Raw genomic sequence first — 23097 nt, 5'->3', positions numbered from 1 at the left:
CATGTCAAACGAAACTCCATCTGACGCTTCTGCAAATTTACAAAGCCAGCGCCAACCGCTCATGTTCGACGATGCCAATCGCGCTCAACTATGGGTCGATTGCTCACAACGATGGTTCGACAATTCCGATTCATTGGTCCAGCTCAATGTTCAGATGCTCGGACACGCCGAGCCACCCATCCTCGCGCTCGAGCAAAGGCTTGCTCAATCGTCTCCATACTCGCGGGCGACGATTGAGCAAGGAGCGCTGCTAATGCAGTGTTCGGCGCTGTCGGTCTATTGGCTGTTTGGGCTCTACGAAACGCTGCGTACGCTGCGGCAATGCGCGCCGCGCCGATTTCGTGTGTTGGAACCACTTTTTCATGAAGTGACTGTCGCGCGCATGCCTTTGGCCAAGCACCAAGTGAAGAGCGCTCGTGGCTACCCCAGAACGGAACATTATCCGACTTCGGTCTGGGATATCCAGACCGGGCGCGTAGGGTGGCACGTCTTCGACCCCAATGTCGAGCATATGATCACGGTCTCCCGAACCGATATTGCAGACCGATTCCTCAAGATCGATTGTGAGAAATGAGGAACCCGGCATGAATGATCGAAAGCTTCCGGACTGGGCAGACAGTGACCTCTCAGGCGAGATAGCAATGATTGCGGCTATTGGCGAAACGCAAGAGGTCGAGTTCAAGGCGACCATACCCCAGCAGGTGAGCAACTTAGCGAAAGAGATCGCGGGATTTGCAACGTCAAATGCGGGACGGATCATTATCGGGATCGAAGACGATGGGACAATTAGAGGGCTCGATCATTCCGATCGTGCCGCCCGGGCTACGCTAACCGAGCGAATTGAAGGTCTGTGCGCCAATGCAGTGCAACCATCCATCACACCTACCCTAAAATATGCTGTTGTCGATGACAAAGCGGTGTTGGCCATCGAGGTGCCCGAGGGGAGTGCGCCGGTTTATTACTCCGCCAATATACCATATTTAAGGCAAATGACGGCTGCGCGACCGATGGCTCCAGACGAAGTCGTCGCGCACATAGTCGCCTGGTACGAGGCGGGCACCGAAGATTCACGCGAAACCGCTGAAGCTCGCTTTCTTGGTGAACTCGCAGAGTTCCTTGTCGATGCGGATGTCACCGCGCGGGAAGCGCGGATCAGAAGCGGGAAACCTTGGTCGGACATGTTGCGCTCTTCGGCCGGGTATTTGGCGAGCAGAGCGCGAGAGCTCGCCGCCAGTGCCCCGAACGAGCTGATTGATACGGCTGCACCGCTTGGGGAAATAGCTGAGGCCTTCGACATTATGGCTCACGAAAGAACAGCCATGAATCGATCGCGCGCACCGTTCTTCGGAGCAATCGACACAATTCTTGAAACGATCGACGCAATCCGTCCGCGTTGGCTACCGCACGAAATCTTCGGCGAGGAAACAGAGGCCAATCAGCGTGAGCAAGTGGGGAAAATCTCGCGCCAACTTGCGGGACTTGTCAGCAGGGCAACTGAGCGTGAGCGGTTTTTGCGCACTCAGGAAATTTTGGAAGAGGCAGCCGGATATGGCGATACGCTTGCACGGCTCGCATCAGCCGGTGTCGCTCTTGGCGGAACAGAACGTGTCGAAAGGTTGCGGGACATAGCCGAAGCCATCCGTGAGCTCGAAACCCGCCGTTTGCCAATGGACGGTGGAGCTTCGATTAACCGAATGATCGATGACCTTGAAAAGGAAAGCGAAAACCTCAGGAACTGGGTAAAAGAATTTGGACTTTCTTGACCTACAAATTCCGCCGCCGTCCGTTTGGACGAAGTTCGAAGATCTTTGCCGCGCCTTGTTCGCTGCCATTTGGAATGACCAGGGGACTCAAAAGAATGGACGAACCGGCCAAGCACAACATGGTGTTGACGTCTTCGGGCAACCTGAAGAACTGGCCGGTACGTTTCATGGAGTTCAGTGCAAAGGCAAGGATGGCCGGTACGGAGCATTTGCGACATCAGCCGAATTTGATGAGGAATTGGCAAAAGCCGAAAAATTCAGCCCGCAACTTGCGAGATGGTATTTTGTAACGACTGCGCCAAATGATGCGGCGCTGCAGAAACATGCAAGAGAGGTATCGCAACGCCGTATTGAACACGGACTTTTTCGAGTGGACGTGTTCGGCTGGGAGAGCGTGCAAGCGCTCCTAGCGCAGCATCCAGAGATCATCGATGAGTTCTACCCTGAACTTGGCACGCGCATTCCTGAGATACTTCGGCGCTTGGAATCGCTGCCCGCGAAGATAGAGGAGGCTATCCGGGAGACGGCTACCAAGCAGTCTCGTCCTTCTCAATGGCAATCGGTCGATTTCGAATCCGAACGCGATCTCGGCCCCGCACTGATGGGACGACCGTTGGGCGCAGCCGACGTCAAGGCATGCCCCGAGATACCTGAAGCGAAACTCGCGCACGAAGAGATTGAACGGGCCTATTCAGCACGTCTGGTCGGCATCCCAGGCGCCGGCAAATCGGTGTGTGCGCTGCAGACGGCCAGACGAATGCACGACAAGGGCTGGCGAGTCGTTCGTTGCTTCGGGACAAGCGGTAACGAATTGTGCCTTACTACCGATGATATCCCAACCCTGCATGTCGTCGACGACGCTCATCTGCTCTCCGACGAAACTATCCAGTTGGCCGAGCAAGCAACAACATCGACTAAATGGCTGCTGTCAACGCATACTGCCGCCGATGATACCGATCATTCGGCAGGCGCCATACCCATCGATACCAAACGCGCGGTTGCTCATATTGCGAGCGAATTACGCCGAAACCGCGACGAGACACTTCGCGTCGTTATGCGAGTGGACGATCGTGTCGGAGACGATATCGGCGATGAAAGCATAGATAATCGCCTCAGCGCTGCCGAAAAGGCAGACTTCCCATGGCAATTCTGCTTTATTCTCGGTGGGGGTTGGCGGCGTGCAAAGTTGGCGGCTCAAAAGGCGCATTCCTCTGGCAACGATCTGGTGCTTGCCGCGACGGCCATCAGACAGATCGCGTCAAGAGACGCACAATGCCAAAAATCGCACTTGGAATGTCTACTCTCTTCAGCCGGCGTGGATACAGATGCTCTCGATGCACAAGTCGCTGGCCTCGTGCGCGAACGCAGCCTCATCTCCATCGACGACCTTCGCTGCCCGCATCAGCGTTTCGCCACCGTCATCCTTGGCCGGATATTGGAAGGCCAAAGTGAGGATGGCAGGCAGGCGATAGGTAAAATGCTCCGAGCAGTGTTGAGAGATTCGGAAATGCCGCTGCTGGGTCTATTTCTCCTGCTCCGCGAGCTTAGTAGTGTTGGCCGTGGCCGCAGATGGACAAGGCTAGTGAAAACAAACTGGCTGGACCCACTTTTCGAGAGATGTCGTTCCGCTCGAACCGGGCCCGAAGTGAGCGGAGGGGCCCATCTGCTCAACGAATTCGAGACTTATACCAATGACTGGCTGCAAGATGTCATTTGCGACTTCAAGTCTGTAATCGCTAACTGGATTGCCGACCCGCCAGAACGAACAGGCTACGCAATCGGACATCTACTCAACGTGATTAACCAGAAGGACGAGGAAACCGGTCGGGAGATACTGAACATTGCGGGCGCTGAGCGAGTTGCACGCGCTATGAACGCAGCTGATCCGGTGCACGCTGGGGATATCGCGAACATGTTGTCTCTTGCTTGGGCTGGGCAAGATGAAAAATGGGTGAGTTCCTATCTTCGTGCCATCGACCGTGACGCGTGCAAGGTGCTTGTATCCAATTGGCCTGACGACGCCTACATTTCGAGCGCTGCGGAATACTGTCGGCACTTTGTGAGCATGGAGGAAGAATTTGGCTTGGATCTGATCGAAGATTTGTTGCCCGCGATTAAGGATCGCATGCGCGCAAACCCGCAAAGAACTTTTCACGAACTTGACGAGATTGTCTGGCACTCCCTCAAGCTCTTCGATCCGCTTGAAATCTACAAAGGAAAGGATGGTCCAACGAAACGCATGCGGGTCGTGGGGCGTAAACTTTGTGCAATCTGGAATCCCAAAGATCTGGCTAGTAAGCTATCCAAATCCAGCAAGCGTGATTTTCAATCCGCCACGCGGCTCTTGCACTTCTTGCGGAACACTTCGAAATCGCGTTTTGAAGCAACGGTCGCGGCTCTCGATTGGGACTTGATTGACGAAACTATCGGCGATGACTGGCGAACTGGCAAAGGAGAGTGGGTGAGGCTCCTTGGACAGACCTACTCTATGGATGCAGGGCGGAAGGCTGCGGCCAATCTCATCGAGAGAAATCTCGGAACGATTGTTTCGATGCCGACGACCTTGGCTATAATCGCACCTGAACAAGCGTTTCGACATGTTGAGTCCGGTGGAGAGATCGCTTTGTGCTACTTTGAACATTTCGATTGGAGGCTCGGCCCCGCCGTATTGGCGAAATTCGCGGATCATCGCTCAGACCTGGTAGATTCACTTCTCAAGCCACACGAAGAAAAATGCGGTCATGTCCTCACAAGGCAAAGCCCGAGCTTCTATAACGATGCCTTACTGTTCCTCAGAATTCATTGGCAGGTTGCCAATGGTAGCTTTGAACGAATGCTCGGCTCAATCGATCCGGATAAAGCTAGATTGAGCTGGTCCAACGCATTGAGAGGCAAGAAAGCAGAACGCGATGTTGGAGCATATCTGGTTGAGCGAACGCTCGACCGATCAGATGCCTTAGGCCGAGTTGCGCGCGAGTTGCGCGCACAATTTCCAGCGAGCTCAATTGCACAAGCATCGCACCTCAAACAGTTCGAAGAATGAGCGACACATTCAAGTCTGCATCTCAGATTCGTCACTTTGGGGTTGAAGATCACATGTAGCGCGTAAATCGGATAGCCCTCCGTTTCCCGGCAACCGATCACCCAGCGCTCGTGTCTGCTTTCAGGCAAAGACAATTTCATTTTCTATGTCCGAATTTAGAGTGCAAAGCGGACGAAAAAATTCTGTGCGAATTGCTCCTTCCACACTGATCGCGGGCGCAACCTCATAAAACCTCGCTTCGCAAAGTCTCCAGCCGCTCAGAACATATCTCGTGCACCACTCTACCGAGCTCTTCGACCTGCTCACCAAGCCATTCGAGCTCTTCCTTTGTTATGCGGTAGTGCTTTGAATAGCGGGCCTTGACGTAAGCTTCCTTGAGCTTCTCGAAGCGGGCACGATCACGCTTGGTGTCGCGCGGCCAGACATACGTCAATCGAGGGTCGATCCGCTCGGCCTGAGTCCGCAAGAAGCCGAGATTGTGCACATGCGGCGTGTAAAAAGTGCAGACTAATAGAATGCAGTGATAAAGGAATTCGGCGGACTGATGCATGTCGAAAGCTGCCGGTTTTAGAAACCTTCGCTCTCGACCTACCTTTGATAGCTCGTATCGCTGCATCGCGGTCGGAAACCACTCGTCGAAATACTCCTGCGCCATGCAGAGCGCTTGGTCCGGCGTCTTGGGCTTGGGTGTATGCAGTTCAGTATCGTCGGACTGGTAGAGCGCCACCCCATCTTTCGCGACATCCATGAAGAAGTAGCGGCCATGGGCCAGACCGTCGTTCACCTCCTGAAGTGTGTGAACGATGAAGTTGACCGGCGTGTTCAGTGTTTTGGTGACGCCGTATTCTCGCATCAGCCGGTCATCGAGCTTCGACCAGTATTTCACCCGATCAACCAGGCGCTTGTCATTCACGATCACCAGCAGATCATAATCAGACTGGTAGCCCTTGGCAGTATGGGGTTCATCGACCCATGTGCCCCGGGCATAGCTGCCGTAGAGAATGACCTTCAGAATGCGCCCGGCCTTCTTCCAGTCATGCTTGGCCAGCGCGAAGGCGTCGTCGAATTCTTCGAAGATCAGCTGCACCACGCGCTCAAGCTCGCGCTGCTTTTGCGGTGGCAGATGATCGAGTTCGTTGCGCATTACACAACCTCTAGCAAGCAGTTGGAATAGTTGCACCTATAGACTGGCGCGGCGGCATTTCACCCTGCTCCAGAGCGCACCTCTCCTCTCACCCAACCGAAACATTTACCTGAGGTCTGCGCGTCCTCACGCGCGATGTGGCCGTGAAGGCATCGAAGCGCACTCCAAATGGATTATCGGCCATTTTCCACTTCATCATGTGCTGGCTCCAGACGAATGAGCTCGTCGGACAGGTGTATTCCCGTTTCCATTCTGCGGGCCAGCGCCTCGACGAGGTGATTGAACCGTTTCTCGGCGTCGGCGCGTGCGGCCGCAGAGGCACCGTCACCGAGCGAAGGCGTGACCTCGAGCCAGCGTCTCAGGTAAAGAGCAAACGCCTCATTTCCGACCTCGACGTGATAGTCGAGCTTGTCGATCTGCCGCGAAATCCGGTCGAGGCGCCGGCTGAATGCCGCCTCGAGTCTCTCCGACCCATCAGGCGATAGGAAAGAAGCAATCGCGGCTTCCACCACCGAAGCCTGCGATACCCGCTTGCGTCCGGCAAAGTCGGCCAGTTGCCGCGAGAGAGCGGGCGGCAGGCGGAACGTGTGCTTGATGCGGTTGCCCTTGCTCACAATTCGATCCCGTCGTCGGGGTCGAGCGCCGCCCGCTGTGCATTGGCGCGCATCTGGTCGGCGATCCGACGGTTTCTACCCGCCTCTTCGTCGTCGCGCCGGTCGTCGAACTCGAATTCATTGCGCGGTGGCGGTGGAGCGGGCGCTATATCCTCGTGCTGGGGTAGTTCGGGCTCGCGCCGGACACCGCCATCGGCAACCGCGTCGCGATCTTCCGGCTCGGCGGGATCCGACGCGACAAGCGGTTGCTTGGGTGCGCGCGCAATCACCCCTTCCCAATCTCCGGTGTCGGTCTGACTGGGCGATTGTTCGGCCACCGGCGGCGGCTCCACCCGTTTCGCCAGTCTGGGATCGGCATAATAGCGCGCCTTCTTCGCCCGGATCGGATGCGCGCCTGCGAGCATCACAATCTCGTCGGTATCGGGCAACTGCATGATTTCGCCCTGGGTGAGCAAGGCCCGGGCGGTTTCGCTGCGCGAGACCATCAGATGGCCAAGCCATGGCGAGAGCCGGTGTCCGGCGTAATTCTTCATCGCGCGCAGTTCGGTAGCGGTGCCAAGCGATTCAGAAATGCGCTTTGCGGTCCGTTCGTCATTGGTCGCAAAACAGACCCGGACATGACAATTGTCGAGGATCGCGTTGTTCTGACCGTAAGCCTTCTCAATCTGGTTGAGCGATTGCGCGATCAGGAATGCCTTGATGCCATAGCCTGCCATGAAGGCAAGCGCGCTTTCGAAAAAGTCGAGACGGCCGAGCGCCGGGAACTCGTCAAGCATCAGCAGAAGGCGCTGGCGCTGTCCGCCTTCGGCCAGATCTTCGGTCAGGCGGCGGCCCAGCTGGTTGAGAATGAGCCGGATAAGCGGCTTGGTCCGGCTGATGTCGGACGGGGGTACGACAAGATAGAGTGTGACGGGGCGCGCCGGATCGACGAGATCGGCGATCCGCCAGTCGCATTGCCGCGTGACTTTGGCAATCACCGGATCGCGGTAGAGGCCAAGGAAAGACATGGCAGTCGAGAGCACGCCCGATCGCTCGTTTTCCGACTTGTTGAGCAGTTCGCGTGCAGCGCTCGCCACAACCGGATGGACGCCTTCCTCTCCCAGATGCTGCGTTGCCATCATTGCGGCAAGGGTCGTCTCGATCGAGCGCTTCGGGTCGGACAGGAACGACGCCACTCCGGCCAGCGTCTTGTCGGGCTCAGCATAGAGGACATGGAGGATCGCTCCGACCAGCAAGGCATGGCTGGTCTTTTCCCAATGGTTGCGCCGCTCGAGCGAGCCTTCGGGATCGACCAGGACGTCGGCGATGTTCTGGACGTCGCGCACTTCGTTAATTCCCCGCCGCACCTCCATCAGCGGATTGTACGGCGCGGAGGCTTCATTGGTCGGATCGAACAGCAGCACGCGGCTGAAACGCGAACGAAAGCCTGCGGTGAGATCCCAGTTTTCGCCTTTGATGTCGTGAACAATGGCCGAATGCGGCCAGGTCAGCAGCGTCGGGACAACGAGCCCCACACCCTTGCCGCTGCGGGTCGGGGCGAAACACAGCACATGCTCGGGTCCGTCATGCCGCAAATAGAGATTGGCATGGCGGCCGATTACTGCGCCTTTGCCGCCGAGTAGCCCTTCGCGGGCGATCTCGGAGCGGGTTGCCCAGCGCGCGGAGCCATAGGTTGCGCTGGTCCGCGCCTCGCGGGCACGCCAGACCGACATGGCGATTGCCAAAACCACCGCAATCAAACCGCCCGATGCGGCGATCATCCCGCCGGTTTCGAATATTCGCGGAGCGTAGGCCTCGTAGCTGAACCACCACCAGAAGATCGAATATGGCGGATAGACCGGGTGACCAAACGCGGAAAACCATGCTGGCCCGAGCTCTTGCTGGTAGCCGAGCGTTGCAGCAGTCCATTGGGTTGCCGCCCATATTCCAGCGAGAGTAATGAGAAATACTGCGACTATCTGTCCCCAGAGTATCCTGGTTGCCGACATGTCCGGCTCCTTTCAGACGATAGCAGCGCGTCACTCAGCCAGAATATCAAGTTTGATCTGATGAAATCGGCTCCTGGCGTAGCGAAAGAAGCGGAAGACAAGGTCGCGGCACCTGCAGGAGCCCGCCTGCTGACGACCCAGCCTAAGGAATTACTCGGTCACGATTATACTCTGAAAAGCCGACATTGGAGGGTTGACCCGGACATCATACTTCCATATTTCGATATTTATAGAAACAATGGAGTCTGAGATGCAAGCTGACCGCGTCATCCGCGCCCTGTCCGCCTTGGCGCAGGAGCATCGGCTTGCTGCCTTTCGCCTCCTTGTTCAGGCTGGAGAGGAGGGAGTTGCTGCCGGTATTCTGGCCGAGAAAATCGACGTTCCGCCTTCGTCGATGAGCTTCCACCTGTCCCAGCTGGCCAATGCCGGGCTGGTTACACAGCGGCGCGAAAGTCGTTCGATCATCTATACAGCGGACTACGCCGCGATGAACGGCCTAATGGGCTACTTAACCGAAAACTGCTGCGGCGGCGTGTCCTGTTCCGAGGATCAAGTTCCTCTTTCCGAACCGCAGAAAAGGAGTGCCTGATGAAACGGTTCCATGTGCATGTCGGCGTGACCAACCTTGAAAAATCCATCACTTTTTATTCCGGGCTCTTTGGTGCGAAGCCCTCGGTGGTGAAAGACGATTACGCCAAGTGGATGCTTGATGATCCGCGTGTCAATTTCGCGATCTCGATGCGCGAGGACGCCGTCAAAGGCATCGAGCATGTCGGCTTTCAGGTTGAGGGCAAGACGGAGTTGAGCGAAGTCTACGACCGACTCACAGCGGCTGATCGACCTGTAATGGAAGAAGGCGCGACAACCTGCTGTTATGCGCAATCCGAGAAGAGCTGGATCGCCGATCCCGATGGTGTGATGTGGGAAGCCTTTCTGACCGAAGGCGAAAGCACGACCTACGGCACGAACCCAGAACTTGATCAGCTTGCCGCGAAGAATGCGGCACCCCGTGCCTGTTGTGCTCGGACAGCGCCGCCCGCCAGCAAAGCGTGCTGCTGAGGCTCCGATGGCTTATAAACCGCTCAATGCGCTGTTTCTGTGCACGGGAAACTCAGCCCGCTCGATCCTGGGCGAGGCGATCCTCAACCACGACGGCAAAGGCCGCTTCAAGGCCTACAGTGCCGGGAGCAATCCAACGGGTACTGTGAATCCGTGGGCCATTCGTACGCTCGAAACGCTCGACTACCCGGCGCAGGGATACCGCTCGAAAAGCTGGAACGAATTTGCCAATGGGCCTCAGTTCGATCTGATCTTCACCGTCTGCGATGATGCGGCGGAGAAGACATGCCCGGTGTGGCCCGGGCACCCTACAACCGCGCATTGGGGCATCCCCGATCCGGCTGCTGTCGAGGGCAGTGACGCGGAAAAGGCCGCCGCCTTTCTCGACGCCTACCGCATGCTCAAACGGCGGATCGATCTGATGCTGGCGCTTCCTATGCCGGGCCTCGAACAGCTAACTTTGCGCAGCAAACTGCAAACGATCGGCCGCGAGGCAGACCAGCAATGACAACGGCGACTGCGGAAATCGACACCCGCGCAGCGGGGCTCGGTCTGTTCGAAAAATGGCTCTCCGTGTGGGTTGGCGCTACTATCCTTGCCGGCATTGCAATCGGCAATATGGTGCCAAGCGCCTTCGCCGCGCTCGCTTCCATCGAATACGCCTCAGTCAATCTTGTCGTCGCAGTGCTGATCTGGGCGATGATCTTCCCGATGATGGTCTCGGTCGATTTCGGAGCGATCCGCCACGTCGGCGACAAGCCCAAAGGATTGATTATCACGCTGGTGGTCAATTGGCTGATCAAGCCCTTCACGATGGCGGCGCTTGGCGTGCTGTTTTTCGAAGTCGTGTTCGCCGACCTGATCGCACCCGCGGATGCCCAGCAATATATCGCTGGCCTGATCCTTCTCGGCGCAGCTCCTTGCACGGCAATGGTATTCGTCTGGTCGCAACTGACCAAGGGTGATCCCGCCTACACGCTCGTGCAGGTCGCGGCGAACGATCTGATCATGATTGTGGCATTTGCGCCCATCGTAGCCCTGTTGCTCGGTGTTACGGATATTACCGTGCCCTGGGAGACGCTGTTGCTCTCGGTTGGGCTTTATGTGGTGGTGCCGCTCGCAGCGGGCGCATTTGTCCGGCATCGCTTGCTGGTCACCCACGATGGCGACGAGAGTGCGGTGGCTGGCTTCACCGCCAGTATAAAGCCGCTCTCGATCATCGGCCTGCTGATGACGGTGCTGTTGCTGTTCGGATTCCAGGCCGAGACTATCGTCTCGCGCCCATTGCTGATCGCGCTTATTGCCGTTCCGATCATCATCCAAAGCTACGGCATTTTCTTCATAGCCTATGGTGCGGCCAAAGCATGGAAGGTTCCGCATGCGGTCGCAGCACCCTGCGCGCTGATAGGAACATCCAACTTTTTCGAACTTGCCGTCGCCGTTGCCATTGGATTGTTCGGATTAGGTAGCGGCGCAGCGCTGGCGACCGTGGTCGGGGTGCTAGTCGAAGTTCCGGTGATGCTATCTCTGGTTGCAATTGCGAACCGGACGCGGGGCTCCTTTTCGGCACATTAAGCCGATACCCGGCAGTCCGCACTTCATCCAGAACCTGTCATGCTGAGCGAGAGCTTCAGAACCTACACAGTTTCCCAGGCAAATTCCGGGGCGCCGGACCAGGTCAGCCGATACATCGCTCCCTGAACAACCGATTGGACGACATTCGGCCATAGCGCTGCAATACAGGTCCCGCCCTCGTGACGTACCGATCTGTATATGATGCCGTTATGACCTTCGGCGCGGGCTTGCGCCGCCAGGGCGTTACCGACGGGATAGCCCTTACTTTTTTCCGGATCGAGCGACGGGTGGCCGGGCGTTTCGCGCAGGTCGAAAAAGATGCCGGACATACTTGCAATCATCTCGCCATATTCCACCACGGCATTGAAATCGCCTGCATCCGCCAACGCCCGGGTCAGGTGATGGCCAACCTCGGCGAGGCAGGTTTCGACTGCCAGGGCCGCGTACCAAGCCCCGCGATCTGCGGGATTAAATCGCCCTGGCTCGCGTGGTTTGGCGTAAGCGAAACTCGCATTGATGAACTTGGCATGCGGCACGCCGTGCACCAGTTCTTCGGCGCTAAGGCCGCCATGGCCGCGCTCCTCGGCGATCAGGCGCGAGCTAGTTGCCCCTTCGATCTCCGCAAGCAGCGCAAGCTCGTCGTCATCGTCAGCGAGCGGCGCCATCACCGCATCGCGCAGGCGCGCGCTCGTAACCAGCCGGATGGTGCGCTCGAGCGCTTCTCGTTTGATAGCCAGATCTACCGGCGGCAGTTCGGGATCGCTTTCAGAGCCCGCCACGAAGCGCGTCAATATACTGGCGAGTTTCGAGCATACGCGGGATACCGCCTTCGATCATTGCCTGGACTGGCGAAAGCCGGTCGAACACAGGTGCCGTATTGACGAGCCTGGGCCAGCGATCGGCCATGTCGTCGGCAAACAGCAGATGCAGCCCCTTGAACAAGCCGATCAACGCCGAAGCGCGCGTCAACTGGTCCTGACTAAGTGCGCCTTCCCAAGTTCCGGCCTTCATGCGGTCCCAGGTACTTGCAGAGACACCGAGCAGCGCAGCGCCCTCGGCATTGCTGCCGCCCCAGGCGTCGACAAGTCGCAGAACGGCTTTGACCGCCGCGCCCGTCAGACGGTCACGATCATCACTGCCCGCAAAGGTCTGAACGCCTCGCGGTGCTTCGGCCCGTTCTAATGCTATACTTGCCATATCGCATCTCCTGACGCTTATCTACGCATCACATGGTGTTTTGTCAAGGGCGGTTTTGTCTGCACAGCCTCGTCAGACAGAAGGTCCCCGCGACCGGGTGAAGCTCCAGTCGACACCGCCGCGCTCGTTGACCCTGCCAGTGACCGTCTGGCCCAGATGACGCTCCAGATCCTGTCGCCAGGGAACAAGCTGGAAACCTACACCATTGTCGATCATCGCATACCGGCCCGAAGCGAGCGTCACGCGTTCCCGATAGACGCCTGCGACATGGTCCCCGGTAGTCGCGCTCTGCATGGTGCTTCCGTGACGCGAGGCGAGCGCATCGCTCGCCGCGGCCAGGTCCCGTTCGCGCAGAGTGCCAAGCAGATTGCGAGCATAGACGATCTTTTGCCCCTGACGCTTGGCTAGACCTTGCTCCAACAGGACATCGGCCCGTTCACCCAACGCCTCGCGCAGTTCCGACCCGAACCCGCCTGCCACGGTCTTGAGGCGAGGCGATACGAGTTGCCGATCAAGCCAGGTGGCACCGTCTGCAGCGATCTGTCTTTCGAGAGTGAAGTCGGAGCGAACAAGCAGGCTCATCTGTCGCCGGCCTTTCCGATCGGTCCATGCGCTCGTTTCCACTACGGCACCCGGCGCGGCATCACCTGTCCGCTCGAGGTCGGGAAAACGCAGATGATGAATGCGCCCGTCGGTCCCATCGACGATGGCGTAGGCCTTGCCAATCAGCTCGTCATGCAGCCCGCGCTCGACGAGCCTGCCAATCACACGCTCGCCGTTCGCATCCTCATGCAAAGCCAGCCGCGCCGGGTCAGCATCCAAGCCTTTGCCGGTCATGGCCCGGTGCATAGTTTTGATGATGTCGCCGCGTTCTCCAAGTGCCCGAAGCGTGGGCTCGATATCGGAGGCCAGCGTCCAGCTTGCTGGTCCCACCTGCTCAGCCAGTCCCATGCGTTCGAGCACCTTGGCGCGACCAATCAAGATCGAGCGATCCCTAGGTGCGCCCGAACCGGCTTCGGGCCGCAGGTCGATCTCGCCAAACGCGCCGCGTTGCTTGTGCAGGCGGCGATCGAGGCTAGTCCAGCGTTCAGCGTCAACCTCGCGCGCCAGAGCATTGTGGATATCACGCTCGCTGCGCGGTCCCAGCTCGATGGTCACGCGTTCCTCGGCGCGGGCGCGCATCCCCTCGCTGATATAGGCGCGGTCGATCACAAGGTCCTCGCCGCCTGTTGCGACGCCGCGAACCAGCACATGGATATGCGGATTGTCGGTGTTCCAGTGATCGACGGCCACCCAGTCAAGGCTGGTGTCGAGATCGTTGGCCATGTCGGTCATAAATTCACGCGTGAAGGCGCGCAGGTCGCCCATCTCGTTGGCATCCTCAGGAGAGACGATGAAGCGGAAGTGGTGCCGGTCGTCCTCGCAGCGCTCGGCAAAGCTATCCCCATCGGCCTCGTCGGACGTGGCATCGAACATCCGGCCCTGCGATCCGTCGCGCGTCGCTCCCTCGCGCTGAATATAGTTGATATGACGCGCGAGCGGCGCGGACCTGGTCTGGGATTGCCATTGGCGAACAACGCGGGCCTTGATCAGGACACGCCGCCCAAATGCGCCTCTGCTGCGCCCCAGGGCAGCGAGCTTACCGCGTCCAAAATGTCCCGTGCCGCGACCGCCTGCGCCGCTTGCCTTGAACCGTGTGTATCCAGCCTTGTGAGAGACCTGAGCTACCCGGCCGAGCAGCGTCTTGGCCTTTCTGTAGGAGCGAGCGCCGCTGTCGCGCGAACGCCCGGGCTCGATATTGAAATCATCGTCAGCCATGCCGCGCAACAAGAGGCGATGGCGCCTTCGCCTTTGAAAAAACACAGAAAATCAGCAGTAGCGACGGCACTGTAGTCGTCCAGACGGCGCAAATTGGCCAAGAAAACCAACCACATGCAGCCCGGTCGACGGCGCTGCTTTTATCTTGCCATCCCTTCTTACCTTTTCTTACCAGCCCGCAACTCGTCCGAAAATCTTCGCTAGCGGGCAACGCAGAACGCAGGGATGCGGGCCTGGCTGTCATTGGTCGGCGACCGCGGAGACGGGAGCGAAAAGATCATGCGCGGGCCGTTGCGGGCGAGCAAAGGCGTTGCCCAAGGCCTCCGGGAGACCCGGATCGCCAGGCGCATAATCCGAAGCGGAACCAGGTGCATCGGACGCGCCCGGAGCGCCCGCAGAGTGCGAACCCGCCGCGACAAAGATGCGCTTGCGCTGCAGCAGAGGCGCGATACGGGCGACATAACGGCGGGTTTCGAGGGGAAGCGAGCGCCGTCCGGCAAGCCAGGCCTCGTAGCGTCCCGGTCCCGCATTATAGGCTGCAAGAAAGCCAGCTGCACCGTAGCGGTCATACATTTCTCGCAAGTACGATGTGCCCGCGAGGATATTGTCACGCGGCTCGAAAGGATCGCTTCCGAGCGAGTACCGGCCGCGCTGGCGCGCCCAGGTGCCGGGCATGAGCTGCATCAATCCCATCGCGCCTGCCGACGACACTGCGCGCGTCCGGCCCGCACTTTCAACGCGGATCACGGCATAGATCCAGTGCTCGGGAATGCCGAAGCGCTGCGAGGCCTCGCGCACATGCGCTGCAATATCGATCGAAGCCGCGTGCGTTTGCGCTGCGCGCGATTGCCCGCTCGCGTGCAGCGGATAGGCAAGTGCCATTGCAGCCAGAGCCGCGGTTAGCGCGATACCGAGGCGCACGGTTCAAGCCTTGCTGGCGCGCCGCGCAGGGCGCGACCACGTCAGTACATGAGAGCCGTCATCGGATGCGAACAGATTGGCGCGTATCGGCCGGGCGAACGCCGGATCGTCGATTACCACCGCGATATAGTCCCCGGCCTTGTCGCCAACGCGCTTCCAGCCCGCACCAACTTCGTAGACGGCGTCGTTGTCACCCACCATGATCCGGTAGTCCGGCGCATTTTCGGTTTCGGATGGTTCCGCAGGAACGAGGGTGAGCCGGGCATCGAGCGTAAGCGTCTGCAAATGCCCCTCGAAGCCATCGCGGGTCGCTGCGAATGTGCCGATATATGTCATTGATCGTCTCCTTGGTTGTTGATTGAGGTTGCAATATTGCTTGGCTGCGCGAACCAGATATGCGCGCCATCACCGTGCTCGTCGGTCCAGACGGGGCTGGCCCGGCCAAGCAAGTGATCGCGCGCGATGGGTCCGAAATAGCGACCGTCGAAGCTGCCTGACGCGCGCCGGTTCATGACGAATATCTCGCCTGCTGCGATGGTCCGGCAGCCTTGCCAGACCGGCAGAGCGCGCCCGATGCTGTCTGCCGAGCGCGCCACACCGGCGCGTGCACCATTGATGGTGATAGCCAGACCCTGCCTGCAGACAGTGTCGCCGGGACGCGCCGCAACTTCCTTCAGCAGCGGAATGCCTGTCGGCAGATAGCCGCGTGTCGCAAGGTAATCGCGCAGCCGAGGCGGCGGATCGATCGCCACGCGCTCGCCAACCTGCAGACCCGCCTTGCCGCGGATATGATACAGCCCGGTCGGTACACTGGCGGTCGCATTCCAGATGAGAATGCGCGCGAGGGGCAACGCGGCGCTCAGCAGTGCGGCGGCACAGACTGTGCCCGCGATAATGAGAGTGCGGCGCTTCATGGCCGAAGATTCCGGTAGCGCAGCCATACGCCGTGCCGGTCTGGATGATAGGCGCGCGGCTGCATTCCAGCTGCAAGGCGGTTGTGCATATGCCGCCAGTGGTCGGGCGCGACATCACATGGATCGGTGCCGCCCGCCTCGATTGCATCGATCAGGCCAAAAACCCGGCGCACTTTCGGCCAGCCCCGGACCGAGAGTAATATCTCTGCGCCCGGATCGACTTGCGTCAGAGTGGAATAGGTGTCGCCCGCTGCGACTGCGCGCGCAATGGCGAGAGCCGAACGAATGGTGCCATACTCGTTGGACGCCCAGCGCACCAAAGCGAAGAGCTGCCCCGGCGTATAGCTTTCAACCCGTGTCCGGCGATCGATGATGCGCTGACCAACCGGCTTGCCGAAACGGAGCCAGTCTTCGCGCAGGCCTTCCTGCCACACCAGAGTGACATGGGTCAGCGGCGGATCGCCGTCACAACGCCCGGCGCCGCTGCGCGGCGGGGCCGGTCGGTCGGTCGTGCACAGGCGCGGCGACGTTAGCAGGAATCGATAAGATTCCTTGTTAGGATAGTTAAGGGGCTCGCAAGGCCAGCATTTCTGCGGGTTTGCGCAGCGTTTCGGTTCCCGATAGTCCGAACTTGCGGTTCCTGATAGTCCGTGTGCGGGGGTTCCTGATAGTCCGAACATCACACCGACTTGTCCACAGGGGGCATGCGGATCCGCCGACGGGCGACATCGAAGGGATCGACAGGAATTGCCACGAAGCTGAGCCGCTCGCGGCCCAGCTGGTGGTCGAGCGAGAGGGTGTAGCCCGGGAGCGGTTGGCGCCGGACGATTGCGCGCATCTCGAAAGCGAACCGTTTGAGCGGTGAAAGCGCACCAGATTTGAGGTGAAGATGGGCAATGTCGAAGCTCCATCCGCCCTTTTGTTTGCCGCCATGCTTGCGCACGATCCGGTATAGCCAGCGCTCCAGGCCCCCGGTCAGCGTGAAATAGGCCGGGTCGATCGTGAGTACGAGCGCGCGGTCGATTACCGCTTCATAGAGCCAGTCCGGCACGATCATCTCAATGCCGAGCGCGCGGCCATTGCCATCGAGGCATTCGCGCCATTCGTTGATCCAGGAAAAGCGGTGGCGACGGCGTGCGCCCAGCTGGCGGATCGATGTCGCGATGCTGGTTGATTGCAGCCTGTCGAGCGCGGCTTTCAATCGCTCATAGGCGGCCTTACCGGTACCGCGGCGGGTGAAGGCGAGAATTTCATGCGGCGTGGCGGCAATGAGCCGCGACGTCGGCTTTCCGGCATCGCGCGCCTCGACGATCTGGCTGGCCACCCAGATCAGCACATCGGCGTCCCATATGGTCGCCATGCCATGTTCGGCAGTTGCCTCGACAAGAATTGAGATGTCGCCCATACGAAAGTCGATGGGCTTCACCCGCTTCGATTTGGCGAGGCTGAAAAAGGGCCATGCCATCAGGTCCTGCGCATCGCGCGCCGCGATGGCTGCGCTGGTTCCGACGAACAGATCGAGCTGCTGTGCTGCGCTGGCAAAGGTCGTGCGGGACGCCATGGAACAGGCCCTCAGCGCCGAACCGGGCCGGTGTAGCCGTCAATCCTTTTGGCCGGATGGACCACGCCCTTGCCCGGATCGCTGGTCGAGCGGCGCACCCCTTGTTCGGCCCAGGCATCGAGATCTTCGCGCCGGTAGACGATCCGCCCGCCGAGCTTGTGGTAGACGGGACCGGTCCCGTAGCAGCGGTGTTTCTCGAGTGTACGCGGCGATAGGCCCAGATGAACGGCAGCATCGGGCGTTCGCAGAAAATGGGGGCGAACTGGTTCTGGAACGGCGGTCATGGGTAATCTCCGCAACACATGGGATGGATGGTGCGGCGAGCTGCCGCTTGTTGCAGAGAGTGATGGCGGGCAATTGTTCCCATGGAGGAGCGACAGAACTACGCGAGAACAATTGTCGCCCGTACCTTGCTGCCCTGCCCCCAAATATGGGTCGCTGGCCGTGCGGACGCACGAAAGTCCATCGCCCACCCGATCATGAGCGATGCCAAGCAAAAATTCCGCACCGCGAACAAGACGGTGGCAAAGGATCGCGTGCGGAGCAAGGGACCGGGACTTGTCGGTCCCGCCAGCTTCGCGCCGGTCCGACCCGCTGCCGGTTCGCAGTGCGCGCGGGGCCCAAAACGAAAACGCCGCGCCCTCAGGAGCGGTGCCGAAGGCAGCGCGGGACAGAGCGCGTCCCCAGCCCCGCTCCGCATTTCGCAGCCATCCCTCCTGCATGCGGACACGCAAAAAGGCAGGAACCGGAGAAGGCTCCTGCCCATTCGCGCGTCAGAACTCGAGCATCGCACCGGGCACAGTATGCACTATGCGGCTTGCCAGATGCGCCGGCAGCGCATTGTAGTCGCCCTCATCGAAGGCGAAGTGACCGAGATCGTCATCCTCGACGACGTGCTGGTCAAAGAAGCTGTGCAATGCACGCCGTTCAGCAACAGCCAGAGCTGCGAAATAGCTGTCCGAACTCGATACAGATTGAGTGAGTGTAGCCATGATATCCTCCTGATGTCTGCCTTGAAACGGCAGGAGGACCGGCGGACGGACGTGCAGGTGCCGGGTCACAGGATCGCCCGCACGGGCGACCACGAAGTGGCGTTGGGGGAAACGATTTTGTCGGACTGCAGCGCAGCGAAAGGAGGCAAAATGGTGGGGCCCCGCCGTCCTTGATGCAGTGGCTGCAGGCCCGTCACAATCAGATTTCCGTGGGTCAGCCCCTCCCCGCCCTTACGCTTCTGAATAACACAAGAAGGGGCCCTGTCCGGTGAGGACAGGACCCCTTCGGGAGAGAGATCAGTTGGGACAGATCAGTCGATTTCCGGAGCGTCGCGATTATCACTTTCGCCGCCAGATTCACCGCTCTGACTATTGCCGCGCGAGAGAAAGTCGACCTTGTCGGCGAGAATCTCGCAGCCGTAGCGCTTCACGCCGTCCTGATCGTCCCACTGGGTGTAGTGCAGGCGGCCCTGTACCGACACCAGCTGGCCTTTCGAGCAATACTGGCCGACCGTCTTGGCGAGGCCGTTGAAGCAGGTCACGCGGTGAAATTCGCTGTCCTTGGCGGTGTAGCCGTTTTCATCCTTGTAGGTCTTGCCGTCCTTGTCGCGAGCGGGGCGATCGGTGACGACGGTGATCCCGGTGACGCTGGTCCCGCTCTTGGTTTCCCGTGTTTCGGGATCGCGGGCAATGCGGCCGGTGAGGATAACGATATTGGTCATGATAAATTCTCCTTCAGCTCTCAACCCGGAAAGCATTTCCGGCTTGCGAACGTCGATGAGAAACAGGGCATGGGAGGACTGCACCGCAGGCGCGCAGCGCCAAGGGAAACCCGTTTACGCCGGGTGGTGCGGGCAGCCCGCGCAGCGGGCAACACGGCCGGAAAGAAAACGGGTTGCCGGGCTCAGCTGACCTGGTTCAGACAGGTTCGCATGAAAAGCCGGACTGGGTTCGGAGTGGGCATGAAGGCAGCGCCATGGTCCAACGCTTTATTCGCAGGCCGCGGTGCCTCCGCTTGCAGCAAGAAGGTCCATGAAATCGCGGGCAGCGGCGCAATCAACAGGAGATTCCAACACGGCTCAAGGTCAGAGGCAGACCCAAGCCTATGAGGCAACCCCCACCAAGCGAAGCGCTTCACCCGGTCTTGCTCAAAGCCGAAATCGACCCGGCAGCGCTCGATACCCGAGGCCATCGTCTCGGGGCTATCCGACGACATATCAGTTGTAAGGAATTAGCGTAAAAGGAGATCGCCGGGATTCATCGTGACAGGCTAGCTTTTTTCATTTCTGCGCTATCAGGCGTTACGTTGCTTGCATCAGAGCGTTCGGAACTATCGCGTTTGTCACATGCAGCTCCCACAGCTTCTTGCGGTCCACAGGGCAGCGCGCCGCCTTCTTCTTCCCATCGCAAAAGGTCTCTATCCTTCTTCTCGATCACCATATGGAATTCTCCAAATTGAAGCGGCGACGCAGCAGTCAATCATCGTATCGGGCAGAGGCCCAGCGTCTACAGAACCGTTAGTATCACAGCGCCGATAGCACTGTTCCGGTCGCCTGTTCGGGACAGGGATGGCACTTGCACGACACATTATTCATTTCAGGTCGCGGCTCTCCTGAAAATTGCCTTGCGCAGAAGAAACCCCGCGCATGAGCGTGTCATACGCGGGGTTTCAAAGCGGCCCAATTGCACCTGCGACCCGCAGGGCTCCGGGGGGACGTCGGGACCGCCTGTTCGGTGAGCGATGTAAAAGACGCTCGATGTTCTTTCCCGCTCGCGTCACATGTCTTTCATGTCGTGATCCGGCATCGTCCGCATATCGTGACCTGCATGCGGGTCGGCGGGCTCGGCTGTCGGCGTGACCGCGCTGGCATCTGCCGGTAAAATTGGCGTCACTGGTGCCGCGCGCGAGTTGCCGGAGCGCGGCCTGGTTGAGGCCTCGCCCATGCTCTCAGGGGAAGTTCCTGCGGTCACTGACTGCGTCTCGCGGTTAGCATCCGAGGAATTTTTCGGACCCTCAACATCGAGGGAAGCTGTGGCAGCCGATGGCGCAGCTCCTATGCCCATTGGCGCCTGCGCGTCAGGCGCCGAAACCTGCGCTTCGTCACACCCGGCGAGGAAAAACAGGGCAGCCACGGCTGGAACGAGACCGGTGGCTGTCATCTTCGATTTGCTTTTACGCATCATACTATCCTCTACAGCCAGGAAATGCCGAGATGGTTCTGGCCATGCGCCAGTTCGCCTCCGAGGAACCCTTGGGCGAGAATGAGCACAGCCATCGAAGCAAGCGCAATGCGCAGCATCGTCCGGCTTTCCGGGCGGCGGTGCGCGAGCGCGGCGAGTACAACACCCAGAACGGCAATGAGCATGCCGTTCCAGCGATGGAGCTGCATTGCCGTATCCCCGCCAAACCACAGGCCGGTATGTATCCACCCGAATATGGCCGCGATGACGGCGCCGCCCGCACCGCCGTAAATGAGCACGCGTACGGCGGGCTCCAAGCCGGCTTCTCTACGCTTACCGACGAAGAGCTCGGCCAGCGCGGCCATCAGAAACAGGGCAATCGGGAAATGTATCGTGGCGGGATGCAATCTCTTGAGCACACCAACGAAGCCCTCCTCGTTCACATTGGCGGTCTCTCCCGATGCTTCGTCGTGCCCGCCGGAAGCATGAGCGTCACCCGAAGCTCCGTTCGATAATTCCTGGGCTTCACCGGAATTGTTCACTGGACTGGTTGTCGCAGGCGCAGCTGCGCTCTCGGCCCCGTCATGCGCTTCGTCGCCATGCGCGTGGACCGGGCTGACCCAAAGAAGACTTGCGCAAACAAGCGCCAACAGCTGGATTGGCTTCATACTGACGAGTGCCCTTTCATGGCGGCTTACCGCTGTCCTACAGAATGTTACGCATCTGGAGCTCTCATCTCTCAGAACAGTTTCTTGAGGGTGCACTAGCGCGGGATGCATTCGAATTTCACGTGCTGGGCAATGCAATGTTTGGCCAAATTGCGACCCATTGCAGCGAGCGGACCCCGGGGAGCGTTAGCACACCCACCCGGGGCGCCGGTTCCTAATCGCGCTGCGCCATGTCCTGCTGGGCAGCCATCTGCCCCATCATATCGTGCATCATCGTCATGCGCTGGTGACAGGCCGCCATCATATCGGCGTCGCCCCCCTGCATCATGCCCGCCATGTGTTCCTGCATCTTTTCGCGGTGCTCGGCCATCAGCCTTTGGCGTTCGGCAGGATCGCTCGCGGCGCGGGCCTGCTGCATCAGCGCGCGCATTTCAGCCATCTTCTCACGATGGGCTGTCATGGCCTCGGAGTCCTGCATCATATGGCCACTGTGATCCTGCTGCTGTGCTGCAGCTTGATTTGCATGGTCATGCTGCTGCTGTGCCATTACCGGGGAGGCTGTCAGGCCAGTGGCGAGCAAGAGGGCTAGGGCTGTGCGTTTCATCGTCGAATTCCCTTCTTTGGTCATGTGGTGGATGCCTTGTGCATTCATCTCCTTTACGCAGCGAACGTCGCTTCCCCTCAAACAATCACGCAAAATATGGTGGCGGCGAAGGGCAGGCCAACAGCCGAGCCGGTTGCAGCATTACTGATTTTCAGCCACGTTTCCGGCATAAGCCGGGAGAAAAAAGAGAGGTAACGTCATGACATCGGAAAAGACGCCGGGAATGCCGCAATGAGCGCGGTCAACGAAGACGGCAGCTGGGAAGTCCCGGAACCGGATCACGCCGAGCTGGTGCAGATGCGCATTCGTCTCATAACGCTCGAAAACATCGTTCTTGGCCTGCTGTCCGGAGCGAGCAGTGAGCAGATTGAACAGATCAGAAAGCGCGCGGACATGATTGAGCCCCGTCCCGATGCGAGCAGGCACCCCCTCACCGAACTGGCAGCGAACGACATGCGCAAATTTCTTGACCGCGCTGCTCGGCTTGCCGACAACGCGGATGATGGAGAGGCTGAGTAATCTGGCAATGCAGACGCGATTGAGGACCGAAAATGCAGGCCAGGCGCGGCTTTGTGATGCACATATCTGCGGTGTCCTGGCAAGGTGACCAGAACCCACTGGCTAGTCTATATTTGCGGCAGCTTGATCGCGTTCGTCTGGGAAATCTACCAGATGCCGTTTTTCGTTCCGGGCAATCTCGAACCCTATGAACAGACCATTCGCTGCGGCATTGCGAGCTTGGGCGATGGACTTATCCTGCTCGCAGCCTACTCGCTCGCAGCCATCAAGGGCGGGCGCGCCTGGTTTCGCCGAGGCGCCAGGATATCTTATGCAATTTACTTCGGTTTCGGCCTTGTCATTGCAATCGCTGTCGAAATCATGGCGACGTCGCTACCGTCAGACAGCCTGCTGAGCTGGCGCTATAGCGATCTGATGCCCCATGATCCATTGACCGGCATGGCGCTGATCCCGATCGCGATGTGGACGATCGTGCCTCTGCTAACCATCCTTCTGGTTCGGTTTGCTCAAACCGAGCGCAACTGAACTGAAAGCAG

26 protein-coding genes are annotated in these 23097 nt (G+C 59.3%); 9 read left to right on the top strand and 17 right to left on the bottom strand.

The features are described 5' to 3' along the window. Position 1 precedes the first annotated feature (1 nt). From ABJ205_RS02630 to ABJ205_RS02620, 3 genes are read left to right on the top strand one after another with little or no spacing between them, the layout of a single operon-like run. On the top strand, positions 2 to 574 hold the full coding sequence (locus ABJ205_RS02630) for a hypothetical protein (RefSeq protein ID WP_348035624.1): 573 nt from the start codon (positions 2 to 4) through the stop codon (positions 572 to 574). A 10-nt stretch (positions 575 to 584) separates the two neighbouring features. After that, entirely contained in the window at positions 585 to 1763 is a 1179-nt protein-coding gene (locus ABJ205_RS02625; protein WP_348035622.1) for an ATP-binding protein, read from the top strand. Then, positions 1750 to 4806 (top strand): hypothetical protein, encoded by a 3057-nt coding sequence (locus ABJ205_RS02620; RefSeq protein ID WP_348035620.1) that lies wholly within the window; start codon positions 1750 to 1752, stop codon positions 4804 to 4806. Before ABJ205_RS02625 ends, ABJ205_RS02620 begins: the two co-directional genes overlap by 14 nt. Positions 4807 to 5029: 223 nt before the next feature. Here ABJ205_RS02620 and ABJ205_RS02615 read toward each other — a convergent pair whose 3' ends face one another. The 3 genes from ABJ205_RS02615 to ABJ205_RS02605 all read right to left on the bottom strand — a co-directional run bounded on the left by ABJ205_RS02615 (position 5030) and on the right by ABJ205_RS02605 (position 8552). After that, entirely contained in the window at positions 5030 to 5950 is a 921-nt protein-coding gene (locus ABJ205_RS02615) for a HEPN domain-containing protein (protein WP_348035618.1), read from the bottom strand. Between the two features lie 173 nt (positions 5951 to 6123). Next, entirely contained in the window at positions 6124 to 6564 is a 441-nt protein-coding gene (locus ABJ205_RS02610) for a CopG family transcriptional regulator (RefSeq protein WP_348035616.1), read from the bottom strand. Next, on the bottom strand, positions 6561 to 8552 hold the full coding sequence (locus ABJ205_RS02605; protein WP_348035614.1) for a conjugal transfer protein TraG: 1992 nt from the start codon (positions 8550 to 8552) through the stop codon (positions 6561 to 6563). The genes ABJ205_RS02610 and ABJ205_RS02605 overlap by 4 nt, the downstream gene beginning before the upstream one ends. Positions 8553 to 8802: 250 nt before the next feature. Between ABJ205_RS02605 and ABJ205_RS02600 the strand changes: the two genes are divergently transcribed. From ABJ205_RS02600 to arsB, 4 genes are read left to right on the top strand one after another with little or no spacing between them, the layout of a single operon-like run. Continuing rightward, the gene (locus ABJ205_RS02600) at positions 8803 to 9141 is read left to right on the top strand and encodes a metalloregulator ArsR/SmtB family transcription factor (protein WP_348035612.1); all 339 of its coding nucleotides are present in this window, start codon (positions 8803 to 8805) and stop codon (positions 9139 to 9141) included. Beyond that, positions 9141 to 9611 (top strand): ArsI/CadI family heavy metal resistance metalloenzyme, encoded by a 471-nt coding sequence (locus ABJ205_RS02595; protein WP_348035610.1) that lies wholly within the window; start codon positions 9141 to 9143, stop codon positions 9609 to 9611. The genes ABJ205_RS02600 and ABJ205_RS02595 overlap by 1 nt, the downstream gene beginning before the upstream one ends. A 7-nt stretch (positions 9612 to 9618) precedes the next feature. Further along, positions 9619 to 10119, top strand: a complete 501-nt coding sequence (locus ABJ205_RS02590) for an arsenate reductase ArsC (RefSeq protein WP_348035641.1) — start codon at positions 9619 to 9621, stop codon at positions 10117 to 10119. Beyond that, a complete protein-coding gene (gene arsB / locus ABJ205_RS02585) occupies positions 10116 to 11186 on the top strand; it encodes an ACR3 family arsenite efflux transporter (protein WP_348035608.1) in 1071 nt (356 codons plus the stop codon). Before ABJ205_RS02590 ends, arsB begins: the two co-directional genes overlap by 4 nt. A gap of 62 nt (positions 11187 to 11248) precedes the next feature. On the opposite strand, the gene ABJ205_RS02580 is transcribed toward arsB, so the two are convergent. The 14 genes from ABJ205_RS02580 to ABJ205_RS02515 all read right to left on the bottom strand — a co-directional run bounded on the left by ABJ205_RS02580 (position 11249) and on the right by ABJ205_RS02515 (position 22066). Next, positions 11249 to 11965 carry an RES family NAD+ phosphorylase gene (locus tag ABJ205_RS02580; RefSeq protein ID WP_348035606.1) on the bottom strand — a complete coding sequence of 239 codons (717 nt, stop codon included), beginning with the start codon at positions 11963 to 11965 and terminating at the stop codon, positions 11249 to 11251. Further along, on the bottom strand, positions 11952 to 12383 hold the full coding sequence (locus ABJ205_RS02575; RefSeq protein WP_348035604.1) for an antitoxin Xre-like helix-turn-helix domain-containing protein: 432 nt from the start codon (positions 12381 to 12383) through the stop codon (positions 11952 to 11954). The genes ABJ205_RS02580 and ABJ205_RS02575 overlap by 14 nt, the downstream gene beginning before the upstream one ends. 72 nt (positions 12384 to 12455) lie before the next feature. After that, complete coding sequence (locus tag ABJ205_RS02570; protein WP_348035602.1) at positions 12456 to 14201, bottom strand: DUF3363 domain-containing protein; 1746 nt, start codon at positions 14199 to 14201, stop codon at positions 12456 to 12458. A gap of 240 nt (positions 14202 to 14441) precedes the next feature. Continuing rightward, the gene (locus ABJ205_RS02565; RefSeq protein WP_348035600.1) at positions 14442 to 15122 is read right to left on the bottom strand and encodes a lytic transglycosylase domain-containing protein; all 681 of its coding nucleotides are present in this window, start codon (positions 15120 to 15122) and stop codon (positions 14442 to 14444) included. A 3-nt stretch (positions 15123 to 15125) separates the two neighbouring features. Further along, positions 15126 to 15458: a DUF736 domain-containing protein gene (locus ABJ205_RS02560; protein WP_320181096.1), complete on the bottom strand. Its 333-nt coding sequence runs from the start codon at positions 15456 to 15458 to the stop codon at positions 15126 to 15128. Beyond that, positions 15455 to 16063: a S26 family signal peptidase gene (locus ABJ205_RS02555; protein WP_348509987.1), complete on the bottom strand. Its 609-nt coding sequence runs from the start codon at positions 16061 to 16063 to the stop codon at positions 15455 to 15457. Before ABJ205_RS02555 ends, ABJ205_RS02560 begins: the two co-directional genes overlap by 4 nt. Then, a complete protein-coding gene (locus tag ABJ205_RS02550; RefSeq protein WP_348035639.1) occupies positions 16033 to 16716 on the bottom strand; it encodes a DUF2840 domain-containing protein in 684 nt (227 codons plus the stop codon). The genes ABJ205_RS02555 and ABJ205_RS02550 overlap by 31 nt, the downstream gene beginning before the upstream one ends. After that, positions 16716 to 17597, bottom strand: coding sequence for a replication initiator protein A (locus tag ABJ205_RS02545; protein WP_348035595.1), 882 nt, complete (start codon positions 17595 to 17597; stop codon positions 16716 to 16718). Before ABJ205_RS02545 ends, ABJ205_RS02550 begins: the two co-directional genes overlap by 1 nt. 11 nt (positions 17598 to 17608) lie before the next feature. Then, positions 17609 to 17881 carry a helix-turn-helix domain-containing protein gene (locus tag ABJ205_RS02540; protein WP_341858718.1) on the bottom strand — a complete coding sequence of 91 codons (273 nt, stop codon included), beginning with the start codon at positions 17879 to 17881 and terminating at the stop codon, positions 17609 to 17611. Between the two features lie 489 nt (positions 17882 to 18370). Then, positions 18371 to 18589 carry a hypothetical protein gene (locus tag ABJ205_RS02535; protein WP_348035593.1) on the bottom strand — a complete coding sequence of 73 codons (219 nt, stop codon included), beginning with the start codon at positions 18587 to 18589 and terminating at the stop codon, positions 18371 to 18373. Positions 18590 to 18900: 311 nt separating this feature from the next. Beyond that, on the bottom strand, positions 18901 to 19311 hold the full coding sequence (locus ABJ205_RS02530; protein WP_341858720.1) for a single-stranded DNA-binding protein: 411 nt from the start codon (positions 19309 to 19311) through the stop codon (positions 18901 to 18903). Positions 19312 to 20365: 1054 nt separating this feature from the next. Continuing rightward, on the bottom strand, positions 20366 to 20749 hold the full coding sequence (locus tag ABJ205_RS02525; protein ID WP_348509986.1) for a hypothetical protein: 384 nt from the start codon (positions 20747 to 20749) through the stop codon (positions 20366 to 20368). Between the two features lie 32 nt (positions 20750 to 20781). Continuing rightward, on the bottom strand, positions 20782 to 21438 hold the full coding sequence (locus tag ABJ205_RS02520) for a DUF2231 domain-containing protein (protein ID WP_348499758.1): 657 nt from the start codon (positions 21436 to 21438) through the stop codon (positions 20782 to 20784). 214 nt (positions 21439 to 21652) lie between these two features. Beyond that, positions 21653 to 22066 (bottom strand): hypothetical protein, encoded by a 414-nt coding sequence (locus ABJ205_RS02515; RefSeq protein WP_348035588.1) that lies wholly within the window; start codon positions 22064 to 22066, stop codon positions 21653 to 21655. 207 nt (positions 22067 to 22273) lie between these two features. Here ABJ205_RS02515 and ABJ205_RS02510 point away from each other — a divergent pair, with 207 nt between their 5' ends. After that, positions 22274 to 22561: a hypothetical protein gene (locus ABJ205_RS02510; RefSeq protein ID WP_063505470.1), complete on the top strand. Its 288-nt coding sequence runs from the start codon at positions 22274 to 22276 to the stop codon at positions 22559 to 22561. A gap of 153 nt (positions 22562 to 22714) precedes the next feature. Then, positions 22715 to 23086, top strand: a complete 372-nt coding sequence (locus ABJ205_RS02505) for a hypothetical protein (RefSeq protein WP_348509985.1) — start codon at positions 22715 to 22717, stop codon at positions 23084 to 23086. Positions 23087 to 23097: the final 11 nt, after the last annotated feature.

The organism is Erythrobacter sp. (assembly GCF_039988855.1).
Lineage (GTDB): Bacteria > Pseudomonadota > Alphaproteobacteria > Sphingomonadales > Sphingomonadaceae > Erythrobacter.
This window is presented reverse-complemented; position numbering and strand designations above follow the sequence as displayed.